The organism is Pseudomonas putida group bacterium ESBL64, assembly GCF_045277175.1.
GTDB classification, from domain to species: Bacteria; Pseudomonadota; Gammaproteobacteria; order Pseudomonadales; family Pseudomonadaceae; genus Aquipseudomonas; species Aquipseudomonas alloputida.
Window position 1 is genome coordinate 1,590,341 of record NZ_CP145799.1, and the last position, 22,964, is coordinate 1,613,304.

Below are 22,964 nucleotides of genomic sequence, written 5' to 3' on the forward strand. Positions count from 1 at the left end.
CATCAATGCGCGGTGCGCACCACTCTGGCCCTGTCGCTGGCTTGCCGGCGACAGGGCCAGTACAGGCGATGTCAGAGCACCCGCTTGATCAACGGTTCCAACCGGCTATAGCGCAACCGACGCAGAAACTTGCGCACTTGCTTGGGATGTTCGGCCTTCTCCCCCAGCGCCTCTGCCGAACCGATTCTCGGCGCAAAGCGCCGCAGTTCGCTCAACTCCGCTTCCCGTGGCGCCAGCCATTGCCCCTGCGGGTCGTCGATCAGCAGGCCGTTCTCCAGGTCCAGGTTGAACCCGCGCGGGTTCAGGTTGTTGCCGGTCAGCAGCGAATAACGCTGGTCGATCCACACGCCCTTGGCATGGAAGGTATGCCCCGGATCGTTCCAGATGCGTACTTGCAGCTGTCCACTGGCAATCGCGGCGTGGCGGCGGCGGGCGAAGGTGCGCAGGTTGTCCTCATACAGATAGGGCAATGCACCACTGGCACTGAACGGTTCGCCAGGGGCGATGTAGAAGTCGTTGGCGGTGCGGTCACCGACAATCAGTTCCACCCCAACCCCCCGTGCCAGGGCATGGTCAAGTTCGCGCATCACGACCTGTGGCGGGTTGAAATACGGCGTACTGATGATGATCTGCGTGCGCGCCACTGCCAGCAAGGCGCACAGCGCCCGATTCAGTGGATTGCCACGGCCCACACCCAGCAGCGGGATCACCTGCAAGCCCTGCCCCGTCATGCTGGCAGGTACCTCGTAGGCCATGCGTCGCAGCCTTGCGCGCAAACGCCGAATGTCGCCGCGCAGGCTGCGGGTGGAAGGTGGCGCCGGCAGGTCGAGGCGCGGTGTGGCGGTGTGGTGCAGCAAACGCTGCACCAGGCCGACCATGGCATCAGCCAGTGCCGGTGACTGGAACACGTGGTAGCGATCCAGGCGATAGCGGTCGAAACGATGCAGGTAGACGTTGTTCAGACTGGCGCCGGTGTAGATCACGCAATCGTCGATGATGCTGCCTTTAAGGTGCAACACCCCGAACAGTTCGCGGGTCTGCACTGGCACGCCATGGATCGCGATGTCCAGCCCGCGCAACTGGCGCTGGGCCTGATACCAGGCGGCATTGCCCGGCTGACGCCCGGCCCCCAGCAGCCCGCGCCTGGCGCGGAACCAGTCGACCACGATGGTGATCTCCAGGCCTGGCCGCGCGGCCTTGGCCTGGTACAAGGCATCCAGCACTTCCTGGCCAGCCTCATCCTCCTGCAGGTACAACGCGACAATAACGATGCGCCGAGTCGCCGTACGGATGCGCTCGAACAGGCAGGCGCGGTAAGCCCTGGCATCGGGCAGCACCTGGATCGCTTCGGGGGCCATGGCATAGCCTGGCAAGCCCGCCAGCATGGTTTCGGGGTTCACTGACGCTCACCTTCTCTGTGCAATCACTGTCGGCCCTGCCAGCCGGCGGGGCCATTCCTGGCCGCTGCATCCGGGGTGTATGATCGACCCGGCAACGACCCATAACAACAAGAACCACGCGAGGCTCTGCTTTCTCACTGCCCCTGACCAACCAGGCCTCAGCTTGCACAGGAACAGCGCAATGGTCCACCCCGCTTCTGCAAACCTATCGCCGTCTAGTGTAAAGAATTGTTCGGCAAAGACCTTTGGCTTCCTGATTTTGCCCAATTTCACCACCATCGGCCTTGCGTCGGCGGTAGAGACCCTGCGCATGGCCAACCTGGCCGCGCGCAAGCCACTGTATCGCAGTGTGCTGATCGCCGCAGACGACGCGCCGGTGGTGGCCAGCAACGGCATGCGCGTACTGCCCGACTACAACATCGCCAACGCCCCCGCGCTGGATGCCTTGCTGGTGGTCGGCGCCAACCCGATCGACCGAAGCCGTAGCAACCGCCCATTGATCGACTGGTTGCGCCAACTGGCCCGCCAGCGCTTGCCGCTAGGCGGTATCTGCACCGGTAGCTACCTGTTGGCCAAGGCCGAATTGCTCAAGGGTTACCGCTGCACCATCCACTGGGAAGACCTGCCGACGTTGCAGGCACACTTCCCCGGTATCGTGATCTCCAGCCAGCTGTTCGAACTGGACCGCGACCGTTACACCTGCTCAGGCGGCGTGGCAGCCATGGACATGATGTTGCAACTGGTGGCCCGCGACACGGGCGGCCAGGACATCGCGGCCAAGGCCGCCGAGCTGTTGCTGTGCGACCGCGTACGCGGTGAGCGTGAGCGGCAGCGTGTGCCGCTGCGCACCCTGCTCGGCAGCGCCCAGCCCAAACTGAGCCAGGTGGTGGCGATCATGGAGGCCAATCTGGAGGAGCCGCTGGGGCTGGAGGAACTGGCCAGCCTCAACGACGTGACCGTGCGCCAATTGGAGCGGCTGTTCCACAAGTACCTGCAGCGCACGCCCAGCCAGTATTACCTGGAGCTGCGGCTGTCGCGGGCGCGGGAGTTACTGCTGCGCAGCGACGTGCAAGTGCGTGAGGTAGCGCTGGCCTGCGGCTTCAGTTCGCCTGCGCATTTTTCCAAGAGTTATAGCCGGTTCTTCGGGCTGTCGCCTTTAGGGGAGCGGCGGCAGGCCTCTCTCCACTGACGGGGGTCAGGTATTGGCATTGCTGGCCTCTTCGCGGGCAAGCCCGCGCCTACACGCACATCGGTGGTCCGCCACAGGCCGTTGTAGGAGCGGGCTTGCCCGCGAAGAGGCCAGTGCAGGTCAACTAATCTTCAAGGGCCCCGTGCGCCGTCTCCCGACACATCAGCATGGCCACCAGCGCCACCAGTGCTGCCGCCAGCAGGTATCCTGCCGGGGCCAGCTTGCTGCCCGTCACCTGAATCAGCCAGGTGGCAATGAACGGCGCAGTCCCGCCAAACAGCGAATTGGCCACATTGAAGCTCAGGGCAAACCCGCTGAAGCGCACCCGGGTCGGAAAGATTTCGGCCAGCAGGCACGGCAAGGTCCCATCGTTCATCGCCAGCATCGCACCGAAAAGGATCTGGATGGCCAGAATCACCAGCAGCGGCTGGCCGTCCAGCAGGCGAAACAACGGCACGGTCAACCCCAGGAACAACAGCGAGGCCACCACCAGCATGGTCTTGCGACCAAACTGGTCGGACAGCCGCCCCATCAGGAAGATCAAGCCGATATAGGTGGCCAGCGACACCGTCGAGGCGATGAACGAATCCCGCTCGCTCATGCCCATTTCACTGGACAGGTAGGTCGGCATGTAACTGAGCAACAGGTAGAACGCAACCGCATTCAGGCAGGTGACACCTATGCCGATCGCCAGACTGCGCCGGTGCTGGCCCAGCAGTTCGCGCAGCGGCGTCGTGGCCATGCCGGCCTTGGTTTCCAGGCGCTGCTCCATCTCCAGGAACTTGGGCGTGTCCTGCAAGCTCATGCGGATATAGCGCCCTACCAGGCCGAACGGCGCCGCCAGCAGGAACGGCAGGCGCCAGCCCCATTCATGCAGGGCTTCACTGCTGAGCAGCTCATGCAGCACCGCAACGAACGCCGCACCGAACAACAACCCCGCCGCCGTGCTGGCCGGCACGATGCTGGTGTACAAGCCACGCCGCCCAGGCGGCGCGTACTCGGCCAGGAACGCAGCGGCCCCGGCGTACTCACCCGAGGCGGAAAACCCCTGAACCAGGCGGATCAGCAACAGCAGGGCCGGTGCCCACAGCCCGATCTGCGCATAGCCCGGCAACAAGCCGATGCAGAAGGTGGATACCGACATGATCAGGATCGACCAGGACAACGCGTTGCGCCGACCGTGTCGGTCGCCGAAATGGCCCCAGACAATGCCGCCCAGCGGGCGTACCAGGAAAGACAACGCGAATACCGCGAAGGTAGCCAGCAGGCCGGTGGTCTTGTCAGTTTGCGGGAAGAAGGTGGCGGCGATGATGGTGGCCAGATAGCCGTAGGCGGCGTAGTCGAACCACTCGACGAAGTTGCCCATGAAGCTGGCCCGGGCGGCCTTGCGCAGCGCCTGGCGTTCGGCGTTGTGCGCGGGGCCGGCGATGGCGGATGGGTCTAGGGTGGTGCTGGACATGACGGGTACCCTCTGGTTCTTTTAATTGGAGGCAGGGTCTGGTGGTCATACGGGGATCTTGTTGTTGTCTGGGCCAGCCTTTTCGCGGGAAAACCCGCGCCTACGACAACGGTGAAATCCCCGTAGGAGCGGGCTTGCCCGCGAAGCAGCCGACGCCGATGCTTATTTGCGAATGATGTTGTGCTCCGGCCCATACGGGAACCTGGTGATGTTCTCGGCGCCGCTGTCGTTGACGATCAGGATGTCATGCTCGCGATAACCGCCCGCCCCCGGCCGCCCTTCAGGCAGCATGATCATCGGCTCGATCGACACCACCATGCCCGGTTCCAGCACGGTATCGATGTCCTCGCGCAGCTCCAGCCCCGCCTCGCGGCCGTAGTAATGGCTGAGCGTGCCGAACGAATGGCCATACCCGAAGGTGCGGTACTGCAGCAGGTCGTGGCGCAGGAAGATCTCGTTCAGTTCGCGGGCGATATCGCTGCAGCGCATGCCCGGGCGCACCAGTTTCAGCCCGGCTTCGTGCACTTCGACGTTGGCCTGCCACAGGCGCAGGTACTCGTCCGGGCAGTGGTCAAGGAACAGGGTGCGCTCCAGCGCGGTGTAGTAGCCGGCGATCATGGGGAAACAGTTGAGGCTGAGGATCTCGCCCTTGCCCACACGGCGGCTGGTGACCGGATTGTGTGCGCCATCGGTGTTGAGCCCGGACTGGAACCAGGTCCAGGTGTCCATCAGCTCGGCGTCGGGGAAGCGTTTGGCAATTTCGCGCACCATCGCCTGGGTGGCATGCAGTGCCACCTCGTACTCGGGCACCTGCTCACGCAGGGCCTCGACCACTGCCGCCCCGCCGATGTCGGCCACCTGTGCACCGTGACGGATAAGTGCCTGCTCCTCGGCCGACTTGATCATGCGCATACGCATGCACGGCGCAGCGATGTCCACCAGCTCGGCCTTGGGGTAGCAGGCGGCGAGTTTGCCGTGGTTCTGCAGGTTCAGGTGGTCGTACTCCACGCCGATGCGCGAGGCCAGCGGCAACGCCTGCTGGATGGCGACGAAATAGTTGTCGCGCTGCCAGTCGGTGTAGACGATGTTGTCAGTACCGACCGTGCGCCGCCAAGGTTGCCCGCCGTCGATGTTGGCACTGATCGAGACCACCTTGTCCTGGGTGATCACCAGCGCATAGGGGCGGCCGAACGAGCAGTAGAGGAAATCGCTGTAGTAGTTGACGTTATGGTACGAGGTGAAGATTGCCGCCTCGATGTCCTGCTCGGCCATATAGGCCCGCAGCCGGGCGTGGCGAGCAGCGTATTCCTGAGCGGAGAAGGTTGGCTGCACCTTGTCGCCATTGCGGATTTTCAGGGTCTTGGGCATTTGCATGGTCGGGGTTCCTTGTCGTTGTGAGCACGCTGTTCAGGCCGGCCGCCTGAGAAGCATTGCAACAGAACCGACGAGGATACTTTTGTATCTATCCGACCTGGAATTGGCGGGATAACCACTGGCCAAGGGGGCGCTGAGCGCCCCCCCGCCAGGCAACGCTATTTCAAATCAAAGCGGTCCAGCTCCATGACCTTCTGCCAGGCGGCCACAAAGTCGCGGACAAACTTGTCACCCCCATCACTGCTGCCATACACCTCGCTCAACGCCCGCAACTGGGCATGCGAACCGAACACCAGATCGACCCGGCTACCGCTCCACTTCACCTGCCCGGTCTTGCGGTCGCGGCCTTCAAAGGTTTCGTTGTCCGCCGAGGTCGGTTTCCACTCCACGCTCATATCCAGCAAGTTGCGGAAGAAGTCGTTGCTCAGCGTCCCCGGCTTGTCGGTGAACACCCCGAGTTTGCTACCACCATGGTTGGCACCGAGCACCCGCAGGCCACCGATCAGCACGGTCAGCTCTGGCGCGGTCAAGGTCAGCAACTGCGCCTTGTCCAGCAACAGTTTCTCGGCCTTGACGCTGTAGCGTGCCTTGGTGAAGTTGCGGAAGCCATCGGCCAGCGGTTCCAGCACGGCGAACGACTCGACGTCGGTCTGCTCCTGGGACGCATCGACTCGGCCCGGGCGGAACCCTACGCTGCCGCTGTAACCCGCATCCTTGGCAGCTTTTTCGACTGCCGCGGTACCGGCCAGCACGATCAGGTCGGCCAGGGAAACCTTTTTGCCGCCGCTGTTGAACTCGCCCCGGATCTTCTCCAATGCCGCCAGCACCTTGTCCACGCCCTGGTTTGCAGCCCAGTCCTTCTGTGGCGCCAAGCGCAAACGTGCGCCGTTGGCACCACCGCGCTTGTCGGAGCCGCGGAAGGTCGACGCGGATGCCCAGGCGGTGGAGACCAGTTCGCCCACGCTCAAACCCGAGGCCAGGATCCTGGCCTTGAGGGTCGCGATGTCTTGCTCGCTGATCGTGGATGGGTCAGCTTTGGGCAACGGGTCTTGCCACAGCAACTCTTCATTGGGCATTTCCGGGCCCAGGTAGCGCGCCAGCGGGCCCATGTCGCGGTGGATCAGCTTGTACCATGCACGGGCAAAAGCATCCGCCAGCTGGTCAGGGTTTTCTTTGAAGCGGCGAGCGATTGGCTCGTAAATGGGGTCGAAACGCAATGCCAGGTCGGAGGTCAACATCGACGGTGCGTGCTTTTTACCGGGATCGTGTGCATCGGGCACCGTGCCTGCGCCTTTGCCGTCTTTCGGCCGCCACTGGTGCGCGCCGGCCGGGCTTTTGGTCAGCTCCCACTCAAAGTCGAACAGGTTATTCAGGTACTCGTTGCCCCACCGGGTCGGGGTGGAGGTCCAGGTCACTTCCAGGCCGCTGGTGATGGTATCCCCGCCTTTGCCGGAGCCAAACGTGTTGTGCCAGCCCAGGCCCTGCATCTCCAGGCCTGCCGCTTCCGGCTCGGGGCCGACGTTGTCGGCGGGGCCGGCACCATGGGTCTTGCCGAACGCGTGACCACCGGCGATCAAGGCCACGGTTTCTTCATCGTTCATGGCCATGCGGCCAAAGGTTTCACGGATGTCCTTGCCCGAGGCCACGGGGTCGGGGTTACCTTCCGGGCCTTCCGGGTTCACGTAGATCAGGCCCATCTGCACGGCGGCCAGCGGGTTTTCCAGGTTACGCTCGGCCGACAGGTCGCGATTCTGTTCTTCACCATGCTTGGCCGGCTCGGCCACCAGGTCACCCTGCCCCGGCGGCTGCGCCTTGACCTGATCCTTGCCGTAACGGGTATCGCCGCCCAGCCAGACCTTTTCCGACCCCCAGTACACGTCTTCGTCCGGCTCCCACACATCGGCACGCCCGCCGGAGAAGCCGAAGGTCTTGAAGCCCATGGATTCGAGGGCAACATTACCGGTGAGTACGATCAGGTCGGCCCAGGAAATCTTGTTGCCGTACTTCTGCTTGATCGGCCACAGCAGGCGCCGGGCCTTGTCCAGGCTGACGTTGTCCGGCCAGCTGTTGAGCGGGGCGAAGCGTTGCTGGCCAGAGCCCGCCCCTCCGCGGCCATCACCAATGCGGTAGGTGCCCGCGCTGTGCCAGGCCATGCGGATGAACAGCGGGCCGTAGTGGCCAAAGTCGGCCGGCCACCAATCCTGCGAGTCGGTCATCAGGGCAGTCAGGTCTTTCTTCAGGGCCTGGAAGTCGAGGCTCTTGAACGCCTTGGCATAGTCGAAGTCCGGGTCGGGGCTGGACTTGGAGGAATGCTGGTGAAGAATTCTCAGGTTGAGCTGGTCAGGCCACCAGTCACGGTTGGTGGTGCCGCCACCTGCGGTTTGATGGAACGGGCATTTCGATTCGTTCGACATCTGCGGGTACCTTTGGGTCGGTTATCCAGATTTCCGGTCTATGCCAGTGTTCTTTCAGCCGAGCGGGTGGGCTCGTACTACCCCTCATCAGGTGTACACGGGGCTTGCGAAGCTGTCACGGCGGGGGGGCACGGTCTTGCACGCAGGTGCTGACGCGCTGCCCTGTCGCGGAATTCGCGGGGCCACGAGAAAGACTAGCCGAGCTTGGGCAGAGTTCTAATAGAGTGGCTGTTGGAGCCTGATAGGCTGACTCTGTCAGGCGCAGGCCTGTATCGGCCTCATCGCGGTCAAGCCCGCGATGAGGCCGGCACATCCATACAAGGCACAGGGCCCTGCACCCTGCTTCAATACACAGCCATACCCTTTGCCCAGGACGCCGAGCCCTCATGAACCGCAACGACCTGCGCCACGTCGACATGAACCTGCTGGTGCTGTTCGAAGCCCTGATGATCGAACGCAACCTGACCCGCGTGGGTGAAAAGCTGTTTATCACCCAATCCACCGTCAGCGCCGCCCTCGCCCGCCTGCGCGAGCTGTTCGACGACCCGCTGCTGATCCGCAGCGGCCGGGCCATGGAACCCACCCCACGGGCCATGCAGATCTTTGCTGAACTGGGCCCGGCCATGGACGTGATTTCCGCCGCCATCAGCCGCGCCCGCCAGTTCGACCCGGCCAACAGCTGCAACGTGTTCCGCCTGGGCCTTTCTGACGATGCCGAGTTCGGCCTGTTTCCGGCCCTGCTGCAGGCCCTGCGTGAAGAAGCCCCCGCCATTAGCGTGGTAGTGCGGCGGGCCAATTTCCTGCTGATGCCGGGCCTTCTGGCCAGCGGCGAGATCTCGGTAGGTGTGAGCTATACCACCGACCTGCCGGCCACCGCCAAGCGCCGCAAGCTGCGCGACATCGGTGTACGGGTGCTACGCGCCGACGACCGCCCGGGGCCGCTGACCCTCGACGAATACTGCGCCCGCCCGCACGTAATGGTGTCGTTTTCCGGTGACATGAGCGGCAACATCGACCTCGACCTGGCACGCATCGGTCGTTGCCGCAAGGTGGTGCTGGCGGTGCCGCAGTTCGGTAGCCTGCGCGCCCTGCTGCGCAACACCGAGCTGATCGCCACGGTGCCGGACTATGCCGCTTGTGCCCTCGCCGACGACGGCAGCCTGCGCGCCGACCCGGCGCCGTTCGACATCACCGAGGCCGAGCTGTCGATGGTCTGGAGCGGCGCCCAGGACAACGACCCCGCCGAGCGCTGGCTGCGCGACCGCATCCTGCAGTTCATGGCCACGCCGTGATGCCCGCTTCGCAGCACAACGCTGTTGCTACCGGCCGTAAAGCCTGAAGTACGCAGCTGCTATTTGCTGCGCTGCATCCACGCTGCGCCAAGCCCACTGAGGCAGATCACCAAAATCCCCACCAGGCTCAGGGTATCCGGCACCTGGCTGTACACCACGAAGCCAAGCAACCCGGCAAACACGATCTGGCAATAGCTGAACGGGGCCAGCAACGCCGGCGCTGCATGGCGGAAGGCCTGGGTCAGCAGCAGGTGCGCAGTCATGCCAAAGCCGCCCAGTGCCAGCATCAACAGGGCATGGTCCCAGCGCGGCACTTCCCAGAAGAACGGCACCAGCGCACTCATTGCCAAGGTGTTGCACAGCCCCGCGTAGAAGTTGCTGGTGGTCGGGCTGTCATGCGCCGCCAGAATCCGCGTCAGCAACTGATAGAAGCAGAAGCCCAACGCCGAACCGAACGGATATAGAATGGCCGGGGTAAACATCGCCCCACCCGGGTGCACCACCACCAGCACGCCGATAAAGCCCATGACCACCGCCACCCACTGCCCCACTGTCACTCGCTCTTTGAGCAGCGGCGCCGACAGCGCGGTGACCAGCACCGGGGCAAGGAAGTTGACGGCCGTGGCCTCGGCCAATGGCAGGTATTGCAAACCGGTCGTGAACAGCAGGCTGGTGCTCAGCAGGCTCAGGGCCCGCAAGGTCTGCAGTACCGGCCGGCGTGTGCGCAATACATTGAGCCCAGACTTGGGCAGGAAGATACCGGCCATCAGCAACGTGTGCACCACATAACGCGCCCACACCACCATGACTATCGGGTACAGGCCACCCAGGAATTTGGACAAGGCATCGTGGCTGGCAAACAGGAACGTCGCCACCACCACCAAAGCGATGCCGCGCAGGGGTTGGTTGACGCCGGACAGCGGTGTGCTGGAACTCATGGCTCTCTCGATGACGGCGCGGCAACATGCCCCGCCCAAGGAAGGCCGCGCAGGCATTGCCTGGCGGATGTGACAGCTGGGATTCTAGAAGAGATGCCGCAGCATAAGGAAGTTCATTTGCCGCTTGACCCGGTCAAGTGCAATTTGTGTTCGCTGATCGACCACTTTCCACCTTGTCTGCATGGCCCGTGCACGGTTGATCGCCGACCATCGACCGACCCTGCACACCCTACAAGGAATTTACATGCAAAGGCTCAGCACCCGCACCGGCCTGGACCTGCCCGCCATCGGCCTGGGCACCTGGCCAATGACCGGCAGTGAATGCACCCAGGCCGTGCGCCAGGCACTGGACGTGGGTTACCGGCACATCGACACTGCCACCGCCTACGAAAACGAAGCAGCCGTTGGCCAGGCGCTGCGCGACAGCGACGTGCCACGCGAGCAGATCCACCTGACCACCAAGGTCTGGTGGGACCGCCTGGAGCCCAACGCCATGCGTCAGTCGCTGGAAGACAGCCTGCGCGCGCTGGGTACCGAACAGGTCGACCTGTTCCACATCCACTGGCCAGGCAAAGACTGGGACCTGGCCCGCAGCATCGACACCCTGGTAGCCCTGCGTGACGAAGGCAAGGCGCGCCATATTGGGGTGGCCAACTTCCCGTTGGGGTTACTGCGTCAGGTGGTGGAAACCCTGGGCGCGCCGTTGTCGGCGATCCAGGTGGAATACCATGTTCTGCTCAGCCAGCAACCGCTACTCGACTTCGCTCGCAGCCATGACCTGTTGCTCACCGCCTACACCCCGCTGGCACGCGGCCAGGCAGCGGCGCAGCCAGTGATCCAGGCGATTGCCCGCAAGCATGGCGTGCTGCCCAGCCAGGTCGCGCTGAAATGGCTGCTGGACCAGGACGGCGTGGCGGCGATCCCCAAAGCCAGCAGCCGCGAAAACCAGCTGGCCAACCTGGCTGCGTTGACCGTGCAGCTGGATGACGAAGACCGCGCAGCCATTGCCGGGCTGCCGAAAGACCAGCGCGTGGTTAGCCCGCCGTTTGCGCCGGACTGGAACAGCTGAGGCCGCGCCTGCCTGGGGCCGCGCAACCCATTATGCTTGCGTGATGACCTGCTTCAACCGCTCGCTCGCCGGTGCCGGCCGCCCATAAAAGTAGCCCTGGAAGTGCGAACAGCCTTCCGCCGCGAGCCGGCGCATCTGCTCCTCCGACTCCACGCCTTCAGCCGTGGTCTTGATCATCAGGCTGTTGGACAGCTCGGTAATGGCGCGAATGATCGACATGGCCTCGCGGCTGTCGCACATGTCATGCACGAACGACTTGTCGATCTTGATCCGGTCGAACGGGAACGAACGCAGGTAGCCCAACGATGAGTAGCCGGTACCAAAGTCATCCAGTGAAATGGACACGCCCAGGTCTTTCAGCGCACGCAAGGTGCGCACGTTTTCCTCGCTGTTGCCCAGCAGTACCGACTCGGTAATTTCCAGCTCCAGCCGCTGCGGCGGCAGGCCCGAGTCGGCCAGCGCGAGGGCGACGGTATGCACCAGATCGCCGTTCTTGAACTGCACCGCCGACAGGTTGACCGACACCGTCTGCTCACTGTCCCAACTGGCCGCCTCCTGGCAGGCCAGATTCAGCGCACGGTTGCCCAGCTCGTGGATCAACCCGGTTTCTTCGGCAATGGGGATGAAGTCCATCGGCATGACCATGCCACGGGTCGGGTGTTCCCAGCGCAGCAGCGCCTCATAACCGGTAACGCTGCTGGTCTGATGATCGACTACCGGCTGGTAGTGCAACTGCAACTGCCCCAGGTGCAGCGCTGTGCGCAGGTCGGTTTCCACCAGGCGGCGCTGACGGGCGGCAACGTCCAGTTCGACATCAAAGCATTCATAACGATTACGGCCGTTACGCTTGGCTTGGTACAGGGCCATGTCGGCGTAACCCAACAGTTGCTCTGCCTGGTCATTGTCATCAGGCGCGATGGCGATGCCGATGCTCACCCCCACCACGAACTGATGCCCTTCGATCTGGAATGGCGGGCTGATGGCCTTGATCAGGCGCTGCGCGGTATTACACGCGGCATCCCGCCCCTCCAGGCCCGTCAGCACCACGGCAAACTCGTCGCCACCCAGGCGGGCCAAGGTGTCGTGCTCACGCAGTTCGCGGCGCAGACGCTTGCCCAACTCGCGTAGCAACTTGTCACCAAACGCATGGCCAAGGGAGTCGTTGATGTTCTTGAAGTTGTCCAGGTCCAGGCACAGGGCAGCCGTCAGCTTGGCGTTTTCGCTGCCGCGCAACAGGGCCTGGCGTAGCCGTTCGTGGAACAGCGTACGGTTGGGCAGCCCGGTGAGCGCGTCATGGTGCGCCATGTGATGGATCTGCGCATGGGCGGCCAGCTCTTCGGTGGCGTCTTCAGCCACGAACAACACGTAATCGGCCTGCCCCTCGCGGCTCTGGCTGAGCAGGGTACGGCTGCGCAGGGTGCGAGGGCCACGGGCGGTGTCGACGCGGGTTTCGGCGGCGTGCCCCTTGGTACTGCGGGCACCCCGCACGAATTGCTGCTCCAGGTAGTCACCGGCAGCCGGCGCCAGGCATTCCTTGGGCAACTGGCCGATCATGCTGCGCTGCGGCCCGCCGAACAGGCGCTCGGCCTGCTGGTTGGCCAACAGGATGCGCTGGCTTTCCAGGTCCTGGACGATGACGCTCGCGGGAATGTTGGCAATCACCGAATCGAGAAACTGCGAAAGCTTGGCCATTTCCTGGCTGTACTGCTCGGCCAGCTCTTTGGCCTGCAGCAGTTCGAGCTCCTGGCGGTGGCGTTCGGAAATGTCGCGGGTGACCTTGGCGTAACCCACCAGTTGCCCGGCATCGTCGTACACCGCTTCGATGACCACATGGGCGTGGAAGACCGTCCCATCCTTGCGCAGGCGTGCGCCCGTTTCTTCAAAGCGTCCGGTGCTGCGCGCCTGCTCCAGGTTTAACGCCGGCAACCCGGCTACGCGCTCGGCATCGGTGTAGAACAACGAGTAATGCTGGCCGACGATTTCTTCGGCACGGTACCCCTTGGCGCGCTGGGCGCCGGGGTTCCAGTTGGCGACGATACCTTCAGGGGTGAGCAGGTAGATGGCATAATCCACCACGCTCTGGATCAACAGCCGGTACATGATGTCGGGGTTTGCTGCGAGCGACATGAACTTTACCTGAACCTTCGAAGCGCATGAAAAGGGACCCCGGCAAGCGGCGGCCGGGTCTTGGAAAGCAATGGTGGCATTATGCCGCTCGTGAGCATTTTGTGAAGCACATCACAAAAATGGCGCTATCCCTTATCCGCACCAACGAAAAGGCGCCCCCTCAATGGCGGGTGCCGGTCACCAGGAAATTGAGCAAGTCCGGCTCATCCCCCAAGGGGATAGCCTGCGCCGGCCGCGGCAGGCTCGCCAGCACGGCATTGCAGAAAGCCACGGCGGGCAGATCCTGCGCGTAGCAACGCAGCAGCCAGTCACCCTCGCCACTCAGCAACTGCAACGCCACCGCTTGGCCGATGCCCTGGCGACGGTACTTCTTCAAAATAAACAGGTCGGCAAGTTCCTGCGCATCGATGCCAGGCAGTTCGCTACGCTCGACCAGGACGAAGCCGGCGATGAATCCGTCCACCAGCACCAGATACGCGCCCCAGCCGTCGTCCTGCCAGTAGCGTTGCAGGTGCTCCTCGTGGATGTAGAAACGGCCATCCGCCTCGACGTCTTCCTGCTCCCAGTCGGAGGACTCGTAGCAATAGAACTGGTAGAGATTGCGGATCAGCGAAGCCTGGTCGAGGGTGGTTGGCAGCAGCGCGATGGGGAGCATGGTGTAGGAGGCCTGAACAAAAAGACGATTCTAGATCACCCGCCCCTGACGACAAAAAGCCCGGGACCTCCCCGCACGGAAAGCCCCAGGCAAAATCACAGTGACACAACCTTGAACTCAGCCCTCCTGCAACGCCCGCGGCCGATGGCTTCGCGCCTCGGCGTCAGGCGACTTGGCACCCTGTAAGCGGAAGTCGAATGACAACTCGGCAAAGCGCTCTGCTTGCACGCCGCGGTCGCGCGCCGCCGCCGCATCCTCGAAAAAACGCAGTTCGCCGATCAGCCCGTCACGGGTGGCATAGGCAAAGTCGTCCCACAGGTACTTGTCGCCCGCAAAGTTGATCTGCGTGGTCAGGTGGCGGTGCCCCGGTGCCGAGATGAAGAAGTGCACGTGCGCCGGGCGCTGGCCATGGCGGCCGAGCAGGTCCAGGCATTCCTGGGTTGGCCCCTGCGGGTCGCAGCCATACCCCGACGGTACGATCGAGCGCGCGCGATAACGGCCCTCGGCATCGGTAATGATACGCCGACGCAGGTTGAACTCGGACTGTGTCGAATCGAAGTACGAATAGGTGCCCTGGGTGTTGGCGTGCCACAGGTCGACGGTGGCACCGGCCAACGGTTTGCCGTCGGCATCGAACACCTGGCCCTGAAGGAACATCACCACGCCTGGGTCAGTGCCGTCGTCCATGCGCACTTCGCCCTCTGCCAGCGGCGCCCCGGCAACGTACAACGGGCCTTCGATGGTGCGCGGGGTGCCGCCGCCAAGGCCGGCTTCGGCATCCTTGGCATCCTGCAGCAGGTCGAGGAAGTGCTCGATGCCCAGGCCAGCAGCCAGCAGGCCTGCCTCGTTACGGCCACCCAGGCGGTTGAGGTAGTCCACGGCGTGCCAGAACTCGTCCTCGGTGATTTCCAGGTCTTCGACCAGCCGAGCGGTGTCTTGCAGCACACGCAGAATGATCTGCTTGAAGCGCGGGTTTCCTTCGGCATGGTCCAGGCCAGCCACCCGGTTGAAGAAGGCTTGAATGTCGGCAGTGTGGGAAATTTTCACGGTCATCGTGCTTACCTCGTATTGTTCTTGTCAGGCATACAGGTGCGAATCAGCGATCGTCGCTGTGAATAGACGAGGGATGCCGACACAGGCCGTCGACCTCAATGTCCATGTACGGGAACAGCGGCAGCTCCATCAACGTGTCATGCAACGCCTCGACGCTGGGCACATCGAACACGCTGTAGTTGGCGTAATGCCCGGCAATGCGCCACAGGTGGCGCCAGGTGCCTTCGCGCTGCAGGCGCTGGGCCAGTTCCTTTTCATCGGCCTTGAGCTGGGCGGCCTTGGCCGGGTCCATGTCGACCGGCAGCTTCACGGTCATCTTTACGTGGAACAACATGGTTATCTCCTTGCTTGTCAGCGACGAGCGAAGCGCGCCAGGCGCTGTTCGTCCAACGTCAGGCCCAGGCCTGGGGTATGGGGGATGTGCAGCTGGAAGTCGCGGTATTGCGGCGGCTCGTTGACGATCTCCTCGGTCAGCAGCAGCGGCCCGAACAGCTCTGTACCCCAGGTGAGCTGGCGCAGGGTGAGGAATGCGTGGGCCGAAGCCAGGGTGCCGATCGAACCTTCGAGCATGGTGCCGCCGTACAAGGCAATGCCAGCGGCCTCGGCGATCTGTGCAGTGCGCAGCACCGCGCGCGGGCCACCATTCTTGGCGATTTTCAGGGCGAAGATGCTGGCGGCGCCGTCGGCGGCCAGGCTGAAGGCGTCCTCGACGCTTTCGATCGACTCATCGGCCATGATCGGTGCCGGGCTGCGCTGGTTCAGGCGCACCTGGCCACCACGGTTGATGCGCGAGATCGGCTGCTCGATCAGGTCGATGCCGTTGTCGCCCAATACCTGGCAGGCGCGGAGGGCCTGGGACTCGTCCCAGTACTGGTTGACGTCGACCCGCACGCTGGCGCTGTCACCCAGCTCGCGCTTGATCGCGATCACATGCTTGAGGTCCTGGGCCACCGGGTTGGCGCCGATTTTCAGCTTGAACACCCGGTGCCGGCGAATGTCCAGCATGTGCTGGGCTTCGGCGATGTCGCGGGCGGTGTCGCCGCTGGCCAGGGTCCAGGCCACCTCCAGGCTGTCACGCACGCGGCCCCCCAGCAGTTCGCTGACCGGCAGGCCCAGGCGTTTGCCCTGGGCGTCGAGCAAGGCGCTTTCGATGCCGGACTTGGCGAAGGTGTTGCCCTTGGCCAGCTTGTCCAGCTTGAGCATGGCGGCATTGATGTTATCTGCCGGCAGGCCGATCAGCGCCGGGGCGAGGTACGCGTCGATGTTGGCCTTGATGCCTTCGGGGCTTTCGTAGCCATACGCCAGGCCACCGATGGTGGTGGCTTCACCGATGCCTTCCACGCCATCACTGCAGCGCAGTCGCAATACCACCAGGGTCTGCTGCTGCATGGTGTGCATCGCCAGCTTGTGCGGGCGAATGGTCGGGAGATCGACGATAATTGCATCTATGTGTTCAATCAGCGCGCTTGTCATTGTTGCCAGGTCCCGTCAGGTAGGGCTTACAGTCGTAGGCCCGAGTGATGCGTTTACTTGATTGTTGAAGGATTGCGCGAGACCCTGACGACCGTCCAATATCAAATGAATCTCCCACCATACCCTGGAGGTCTGATGGAGCTGCGCCACCTGCGTTACTTCAAAGTCTTGGCCGAGACCCTGAACTTCACCCGCGCCGCCGAGCTGCTGCACATCGCCCAGCCACCCCTGAGCCGGCAGATCAGCCAGCTGGAGGACCAGCTCGGCACCCTGCTGGTGGTGCGCGAACGTCCGCTGCGGCTGACCGAGGCCGGCCGTTTCTTCTACGAACAGACCTGCACCGTGCTGCAGCAGTTGCAGAACATCAGCGACAACACCCGCCGCATCGGCCAGGGCCAGCGCCAGTGGCTGGGCATCGGCTTTGCGCCCTCTACCCTGTACACCGTGCTGCCGGAGCTGATCCGCGAACTTCGCCAGGACAGCGAGCTGGAACTGGGCCTGAACGAGATGACCACACTGCAACAGGTGGAGGCGCTGAAAAGCGGGCGTATCGACATTGGCTTCGGCCGCATTCGCATCGACGACCCGGTGATTCACCAGCAGGTGCTGTGCGAGGACCCACTGGTGGCCGTGCTGCCCAAGGGCCACCCCCTGGCGGGCAGCCCGCTCAGTCTGGCCCAGCTGGCTGGCGAAGCGTTCATCCTCTACCCGGCCAATCCCCGGCCCAGCTATGCCGACCACGTGCTGGCGCTGTTCGCCCACCACGGCATGAGCATTCGTGTCAGCCAGTGGGCCAACGAACTACAGACCGCCATCGGCCTGGTAGCGGTTGGCGTCGGGGTGACCCTGGTGCCAGCATCGGTACAGCAGCAGCACCGTCCCGATATCGAGTATGTCGGCCTGCTTGATAGCGGCGCCGTCAGCCCCATCATCCTCAGCCGGCGCAAGGGTGATGTAAGCCCGATCGTGCAGCGGTGCCTGGCGTTGATCGAGCAACAGGCAATATGAACACACCATGCACCTTGTGGGAGCGGACGCGCCGGCGAACACGGGCAAAGCCCGTGCTATGCACCGGTTCTCCTGCTTCGCGGGCAGGCCCCACAGGGACTCTATAGCCCTGCCCCATTGCCTATGCGTGCCCCGTATACCCATCGGTATATGGATGTTCCCGATGATCTGTTTCATGCTCCGGCACGCGAATCGCGAAACGCCCGGGCCCAAGACAGTCAATCAAAAATCATCGGGAGTCGAACATGGCTGGACGTCTTAACGGCAAGGTGGCGCTGATCACTGGCGGTGCGGGTGGCTGCGGGCTGGCCGCATCGGAGCTGTTCGCGGCAGAAGGGGCAAGGGTAGGCATTGTCGACCTGCCCGGCAGCAAGGGCGCCGAAGTTGCAAGGCGATTGCGTGATGCAGGTTACCAGGCCATCTTCGCCGCCGCCGATGTCTCGGACGCACAACAAGTGAAGGCCGCGGTGGCGGCCGTAGAAGAGGCATTCGGCCACATCACCGTGCTGATGAACCACGCGGGCATCCTGTCGGCCATGCCCTTCCTGGAAACCAGTGAAGAAGAATGGGACCGGATCATGGCCGTGAACGTGAAGAGCATGTTCCTGGTCACCGGCGCGGTGTTGCCGGGCATGCTCGCGGCCGGCGGCGGCAGTATCGTCTGCACTTCATCCATCTCGGCAGTGGTGGGCACGCCGATGGAGGTGCTGTATTGCACCAGCAAGGGTGCCACCCATATGTTCGCCCGGGCTATCGCTGTGGAGTTTCGCGACCGAGGCATTCGCGCCAATGCCATCTGCCCGGGCTTCATCGCCACCGCCCACGGCCTGCGCGAGATCGATATGTTGCGCAAACATGGCGTGGACGTCAGCGAACAGGCCATCGCTGCCGCCCAGGGGCGCTTGTGCCAACCCTCGGAAGTCGCCAGCGCAGCCTTGTTCCTGGCCAGTGACGACGCCAGTTTCGTAAACGGTGCGCACCTGTTTGCCGACAATGGCTACACCGCCCTCTGATTACAAGAACAACCGGCAGGAGAACGATGTGAGCACCTCTTCCAACAACATGCATATAAACGAATTCGGCCTTGAACACGCGCACTGGCGCAACTGGGCCGGTAACCAGTCCTGCATCCGTACAGCACGCGGAGCACCGGCCAGCGAGGACGAACTGTGCTCAATGGTCAGCCAGGCCAGCAGCAATGGCATGAACGTGCGCGTGGCCGGCTCGGGGCATTCCTTCACCCCGGTGGCACTGACCAATGGCCTGCACCTGACCCTGGCCAACATGAGCGGCGTACGCCATATCGACCACGAGAGGAAGCGCGTCACCGCTGCCGCCGGCACCACCATCAATGCCTTGGGCAAGACATTGCGTGCCGCCGGGTTATCAATGGTCAACCAGGGCGACATCGACAGCCAGTCGATTGCAGGCGCATTGACTACCGGTACCCACGGCACCGGTCTGACCCTCGGCAACCTGGCCTCGTCGATTGTCGGCATGAAGCTGGTGCAACCCAATGGCGAAATACTCGTGGTCGACGAAAGCACCCCTGACCTGCTACAAGCGGGTCGGGTGTCGCTGGGCGTACTGGGCATTGTTTCCGAACTGACCTTGCAGGTGACCGACAGCTTCAACCTGCACGAGCGCATCTGGCGCGAAGACTTCGAAAGCGTGATGGAAAAGCACGACGAACTGGCACGCAAACACCGCCACTTCAGCTTCTTCTGGTGCCCCTACGAGCAAAGCCGGCATTGCTATTGCCTACCCGATACCGCCGCCACCTCTACAAGCGGGCGCACCACCGATGTCTGCGAAGTGAAGGTCATGGACATCACCGGCCACCCGATCTGGGAAAGCGAGTTCGAGAAAGTGGCCTACAGCTCGGATGTGTACCCGATCGAGTACCTGCCCAACTTTCACGAGCTGGAATACGCTGTGCCGTTGCGCCACAGCAAGGAAGCGTTGCGGGCCGTGCGCAAGCTGATGCTGGAGGACTTCCCCAAGGCCATCTACCCCATCGAGTACCGCTTTACTGCCGGTGACGGGGCGTGGATGAGCCCATTCTTCGAGCAGGACAGCGTGACCATTTCGGTGTCCGGCCAGCCGGGTACCGACTACTGGGACTATCTGCGGGCGGTGGATCAGATCCTGCGTTCCTATGGCGCCAGACCGCACTGGGGCAAGCTGCATTTCCTGACGGGTGAAGATGTGAGTGCAATATACCCGCGTGCCGAGGACTTCCGTAAGCTGCGCCGCCAGCTCGATCCGCAAGGGATCTACCTCAGCGAGCACCTGAGTCCGCTGTTCAGGTGACCTGTACCTGATACAGCAAGGGGCTGCTTTGCAGCCCCTTGCTGTATCAGCCCTTGGCCAGATAATCGATAAACAGGCGAAACAGTTCGGCGTTGGATGAAATTTCCAGGCGCTGATAGATGTTGTGCTTGTGCACCTTTACCGTCCCATCGGAAATATTCAGCTGCCGCGCAATCGACGCATTGCTGTGCCCCTGTAACAACAACTTGGCGATAAGGCGCTGGGTTTCAGTCAGTTGCCCTTGCAAGATCTCTACGAAGGCGTCCTCCAGCACCACCCCCTCTGGTGCTGCGCGCAGGATATCAGCGTAACGCAATCGACAGTGCTGACCAAAAACCGAAGCCAGCAGCGGCGACATTGCAGCCAACAGGTCCATTTCTCCTGCACCGAAATCCCCGCTGCCGTGGTTGCGCATCAGCGAATAGACGATCGCCAACCGGGGCCGAAGGGGAATGATGAAGCCCACCTCATCCACCGCCGTCCCATAGTCGGACGACACGCAGGGGTGGATGTCCTTGGAAATGGCAAACCCTGAAGAGAAGAAGCAGTCAGGTGCCAGTTCGCTCATGCGCCATAGCCCGGCTGGGTGCTCGTTGACGCAAGCAACGTAGAACGGGTCAAGCAGGTAGCCGCCGCGCACGTAGGCGTTCAACGTACGCTCCGTGACCGTACGGTTGTACCCGTTATGCACCAGCAGTGCTGGTTGATTGAACTGGAACAGGTAGGCGCAACTCATGTCGAACGTCAGCTTGCTGCGCAGCCACGCATCCAGCGCCGGTCCCAGCTGTTCGCTGCCGATCGCCTCGATCACCGCTGCCAACTCGTTTGCCTCATCTTTTGTCATTGTTCACCACACGCTCATGCACCGAAGGCCTGCATGACCTTACCGCCTTGATCGGTTAAAAACACAAAATCCGGAGCGCCCAGGACGCTCCGGATCATGCGCATGACGCTTTTGCTCAGGACGGCTCGGCCACCCCCTTGCAGACACCTGCGGCAGCGTCCTGACGCCCCAACTCCTGCGCCTTGGGCACCGCCAGCCAACTGGCCAGCAGCATGGCGATCAGGCCGCCACTGAGTTTGCCTATCATCAACGGCAGTATCAGCGAGGGCTGGAAGTTGGCGGAGAAGGCCATGTGGTCGCCAAAGGTGAACGCGGCGCACACAGAGAAAGCGATCACCAATACCTTGTCCTTGGGCGGCATTTCGCTGACCAAGCGAAACATGGCCAGGATATTCGCCGAGGCCGCCAATACCCCGGCCGCACCGACACCAGACATGCCAAAGCGCGAGGCCACCCGTTCGATTGGCCGCGCCAGGAAGCGCTTGAGCAAGTGCACCATGGGGAACGCCCCGCACAGCATCAGGCCGATGTAGCCAGCAATTTCCAAGGCGCGAAACTGATCATCGGCATCGGCGATGATCGGCGCAAAACCCCAGCTGCCGAACAGGTGGCTGAACAGGCCGGTGAAGTACTGCACGATGGACGCTACCAGCACCAGAACCACGGCGATGTACATGAACTGGCCGAGCTTGAGGAACAGGTACACCATCAGTGTGGGGAAGTAGCGCAATGCTGCTGCCAGGGCAATGCAAAACAGGATCAACGGCATCAGGTTGCGCAGCAGCATTGCCCAGGTGAAGTGCAGTGCCTGGGTAGCGGCGCCAGTGGTAGCGATGTCCGGACGCACGCTCAGGCCAAGCGCCTGCATGGTCATGGCAATGATCATGATGCTCAGCGGAATGGTCAGCAGCCCGGCCATGATCCCCAGTGCCATGTACTTGTGGTCGGCCTTGCGCAGCATGGCCAACCCGACCGGAATGACGAAGATGATGGTGGCGCCGCACTGAAAGCCGGTGATCAGGCCGAGGATCCAGCCTTCCTGGCTTTGCGCCAGCGCTTTGGCTAACTGGTAGCCGCCCATGTCCGAGGCGATGAAGATGGGACCGGCGATGCCAGGGTCGGCCCCGATGGCCTGGAACAGTGGCGCGATCACATGACTGATACCAGCTGAAATGTACGGGATCGCCGCCATGATGCCGGCTACCGGGATAAAGATGGGGCCGATGCTGTGCAGGCCGGCGATGAACTCCTGGCCCAGTTCGCCTTCGGGGTTGTAGATGGATGCCACGGCACCCAGTACCGCGCACACCATGATGACGTAGATGACATAGGTGCCGATGCTTTCCATTTGCCGCCTCATTTTTAGAGTTTTGGGTTGGCAGGTCTGAAATGTAACGGGGCATCGTTGTTGTTATGGCTTGAGCATGGCGCGCCCCGTCGAGGGTTAAGCTATGCGGCAAGGTGCAGGGCTGTCCATATACCGGGAGGTATAGAAAATTGATCACCGCGTTACGCTATGGATTTCCAGCTGATCACCGCGTAACCAGTCGATAAACCGTGCAAACAACTCCGATTGCGAGTTGATCCCGAGCTTCATGTACAGGTTCTTGCGGTGCATGCGCACGGTCTCCGGCGAGATACCCAGCTCCTGCGCAGTAGATTTCACCGAGTGCCCGCGCAGGATCATGTGCGCCACTTCCCGTTCGCGGTCGGTCAGCACCTGACAGCCAAAGCTGTCGAACGCTGCCTGCAGGCTGCCGCGCTCGGTTGATGCAGCGCCCGGTTCCAGGTTGTGCCGGGCATAGCGCCCCAGCAGTTCGCGCACCATCGGCTCCAGCGCACGCAACAGGTCGACCTGCCCGGCATTCAGGCGCGTGCCGCTGCAGCCCTGGAACAGGCTCAGCGACAGCTTGCGGCCTGCGCTGAGGTCGACGATGTAGTAGCTGTCTTCACTGCAACCTGTACCCAGGTAATAAGCCTTGTAGTAGTCGCTGTCGAAGAAGTTGTCGGGGGCGATTTCCTGCAGGTGGTAGAAGCCTTCGGCCAGGCCGCTTTGCACGGCAAGGCAGAAAGGGTCCAGCAGGTAGCCGGCGCTGAAATAGCGCTCCAGCACGGCAGCCCGGTGCAGTTCAGGAATGCCTTGCTGGTACAGCAACTGCGGTGCCCGCCCCTGGCACTCAAGGCTGATCATCATCGACTCCACCTGCACCAACTGGCCGATGGCAGCGGCCACATACTCCAGCGCCTCGGGGGTTTCGCCATGGGCCAGGGCGCGCTGCAACGCCACGTGCCACTGCTGCAGCGCGCCCATTGTGAGGGTAAGCGGGGTATCGGGGGAGGCCTGGGTCATGCCCGG

Annotated in this window: 19 protein-coding genes; 6 read left to right on the forward strand and 13 right to left on the reverse strand. The window is 62.8% G+C overall.

Annotated elements, in window-relative coordinates; all coding sequences use genetic code 11:
- Positions 1-71 precede the first annotated feature (71 nt).
- Complete coding sequence (pssA, locus tag V6093_RS07175; protein WP_080756703.1) at positions 72-1,400, reverse strand: CDP-diacylglycerol--serine O-phosphatidyltransferase; 1,329 nt, start codon at positions 1,398-1,400, stop codon at positions 72-74.
- A gap of 181 nt (positions 1,401-1,581) precedes the next feature.
- Between pssA and V6093_RS07180 the strand changes: the two genes are divergently transcribed.
- On the forward strand, positions 1,582-2,589 hold the full coding sequence (locus V6093_RS07180; protein ID WP_014860028.1) for a GlxA family transcriptional regulator: 1,008 nt from the start codon (positions 1,582-1,584) through the stop codon (positions 2,587-2,589).
- Positions 2,590-2,713: 124 nt separating this feature from the next.
- Here the strand turns inward: V6093_RS07180 and V6093_RS07185 are convergent, their stop codons facing one another.
- From V6093_RS07185 to katG, 3 genes are all read right to left on the reverse strand, one after another.
- Positions 2,714-4,048, reverse strand: coding sequence for an MFS transporter (locus tag V6093_RS07185; RefSeq protein WP_003256101.1), 1,335 nt, complete (start codon positions 4,046-4,048; stop codon positions 2,714-2,716).
- A gap of 162 nt (positions 4,049-4,210) precedes the next feature.
- Positions 4,211-5,422 carry a M24 family metallopeptidase gene (locus tag V6093_RS07190; protein ID WP_003256102.1) on the reverse strand — a complete coding sequence of 404 codons (1,212 nt, stop codon included), beginning with the start codon at positions 5,420-5,422 and terminating at the stop codon, positions 4,211-4,213.
- Positions 5,423-5,580: 158 nt separating this feature from the next.
- On the reverse strand, positions 5,581-7,836 hold the full coding sequence (katG, locus tag V6093_RS07195; protein ID WP_274083547.1) for a catalase/peroxidase HPI: 2,256 nt from the start codon (positions 7,834-7,836) through the stop codon (positions 5,581-5,583).
- Positions 7,837-8,222: 386 nt separating this feature from the next.
- On the opposite strand from katG, the gene V6093_RS07200 reads away from it, so the two are divergent.
- Complete coding sequence (locus tag V6093_RS07200; RefSeq protein WP_003256105.1) at positions 8,223-9,128, forward strand: LysR family transcriptional regulator; 906 nt, start codon at positions 8,223-8,225, stop codon at positions 9,126-9,128.
- Between the two features lie 59 nt (positions 9,129-9,187).
- On the opposite strand, the gene V6093_RS07205 is transcribed toward V6093_RS07200, so the two are convergent.
- Positions 9,188-10,066 (reverse strand): DMT family transporter, encoded by an 879-nt coding sequence (locus V6093_RS07205; protein ID WP_003256106.1) that lies wholly within the window; start codon positions 10,064-10,066, stop codon positions 9,188-9,190.
- 244 nt (positions 10,067-10,310) lie between these two features.
- Between V6093_RS07205 and V6093_RS07210 the strand changes: the two genes are divergently transcribed.
- A complete protein-coding gene (locus V6093_RS07210) occupies positions 10,311-11,135 on the forward strand; it encodes an aldo/keto reductase (RefSeq protein WP_003256107.1) in 825 nt (274 codons plus the stop codon).
- Between the two features lie 30 nt (positions 11,136-11,165).
- Here V6093_RS07210 and V6093_RS07215 read toward each other — a convergent pair whose 3' ends face one another.
- The 5 genes from V6093_RS07215 to V6093_RS07235 all read right to left on the reverse strand — a co-directional run bounded on the left by V6093_RS07215 (position 11,166) and on the right by V6093_RS07235 (position 16,443).
- On the reverse strand, positions 11,166-13,262 hold the full coding sequence (locus V6093_RS07215; protein ID WP_179053615.1) for a bifunctional diguanylate cyclase/phosphodiesterase: 2,097 nt from the start codon (positions 13,260-13,262) through the stop codon (positions 11,166-11,168).
- A 160-nt stretch (positions 13,263-13,422) separates the two neighbouring features.
- Complete coding sequence (locus tag V6093_RS07220) at positions 13,423-13,917, reverse strand: GNAT family N-acetyltransferase (protein WP_014860023.1); 495 nt, start codon at positions 13,915-13,917, stop codon at positions 13,423-13,425.
- A gap of 117 nt (positions 13,918-14,034) precedes the next feature.
- Complete coding sequence (gene catA, locus V6093_RS07225) at positions 14,035-14,970, reverse strand: catechol 1,2-dioxygenase (RefSeq protein WP_047603049.1); 936 nt, start codon at positions 14,968-14,970, stop codon at positions 14,035-14,037.
- Between the two features lie 43 nt (positions 14,971-15,013).
- Positions 15,014-15,304, reverse strand: a complete 291-nt coding sequence (gene catC / locus V6093_RS07230; protein WP_047603050.1) for a muconolactone Delta-isomerase — start codon at positions 15,302-15,304, stop codon at positions 15,014-15,016.
- 17 nt (positions 15,305-15,321) lie between these two features.
- Positions 15,322-16,443, reverse strand: a complete 1,122-nt coding sequence (locus tag V6093_RS07235; protein WP_047603051.1) for a muconate cycloisomerase family protein — start codon at positions 16,441-16,443, stop codon at positions 15,322-15,324.
- A 135-nt stretch (positions 16,444-16,578) separates the two neighbouring features.
- Between V6093_RS07235 and catR the strand changes: the two genes are divergently transcribed.
- The 3 genes from catR to V6093_RS07250 all read left to right on the forward strand — a co-directional run bounded on the left by catR (position 16,579) and on the right by V6093_RS07250 (position 19,764).
- On the forward strand, positions 16,579-17,451 hold the full coding sequence (gene catR, locus V6093_RS07240) for an HTH-type transcriptional regulator CatR (RefSeq protein ID WP_010954552.1): 873 nt from the start codon (positions 16,579-16,581) through the stop codon (positions 17,449-17,451).
- Positions 17,452-17,696: 245 nt separating this feature from the next.
- Complete coding sequence (locus V6093_RS07245) at positions 17,697-18,464, forward strand: SDR family NAD(P)-dependent oxidoreductase (protein ID WP_012051983.1); 768 nt, start codon at positions 17,697-17,699, stop codon at positions 18,462-18,464.
- A 28-nt stretch (positions 18,465-18,492) separates the two neighbouring features.
- Positions 18,493-19,764 carry a D-arabinono-1,4-lactone oxidase gene (locus V6093_RS07250; protein WP_017148266.1) on the forward strand — a complete coding sequence of 424 codons (1,272 nt, stop codon included), beginning with the start codon at positions 18,493-18,495 and terminating at the stop codon, positions 19,762-19,764.
- Between the two features lie 46 nt (positions 19,765-19,810).
- Here the strand turns inward: V6093_RS07250 and V6093_RS07255 are convergent, their stop codons facing one another.
- The 3 genes from V6093_RS07255 to V6093_RS07265 form a co-directional block, all read right to left on the reverse strand.
- On the reverse strand, positions 19,811-20,608 hold the full coding sequence (locus V6093_RS07255; protein WP_064493064.1) for a helix-turn-helix transcriptional regulator: 798 nt from the start codon (positions 20,606-20,608) through the stop codon (positions 19,811-19,813).
- A 115-nt stretch (positions 20,609-20,723) separates the two neighbouring features.
- Positions 20,724-21,956, reverse strand: a complete 1,233-nt coding sequence (eutH, locus tag V6093_RS07260; RefSeq protein ID WP_004577508.1) for an ethanolamine utilization protein EutH — start codon at positions 21,954-21,956, stop codon at positions 20,724-20,726.
- A gap of 153 nt (positions 21,957-22,109) precedes the next feature.
- On the reverse strand, positions 22,110-22,958 hold the full coding sequence (locus tag V6093_RS07265) for a helix-turn-helix transcriptional regulator (RefSeq protein ID WP_080580376.1): 849 nt from the start codon (positions 22,956-22,958) through the stop codon (positions 22,110-22,112).
- Positions 22,959-22,964: the final 6 nt, after the last annotated feature.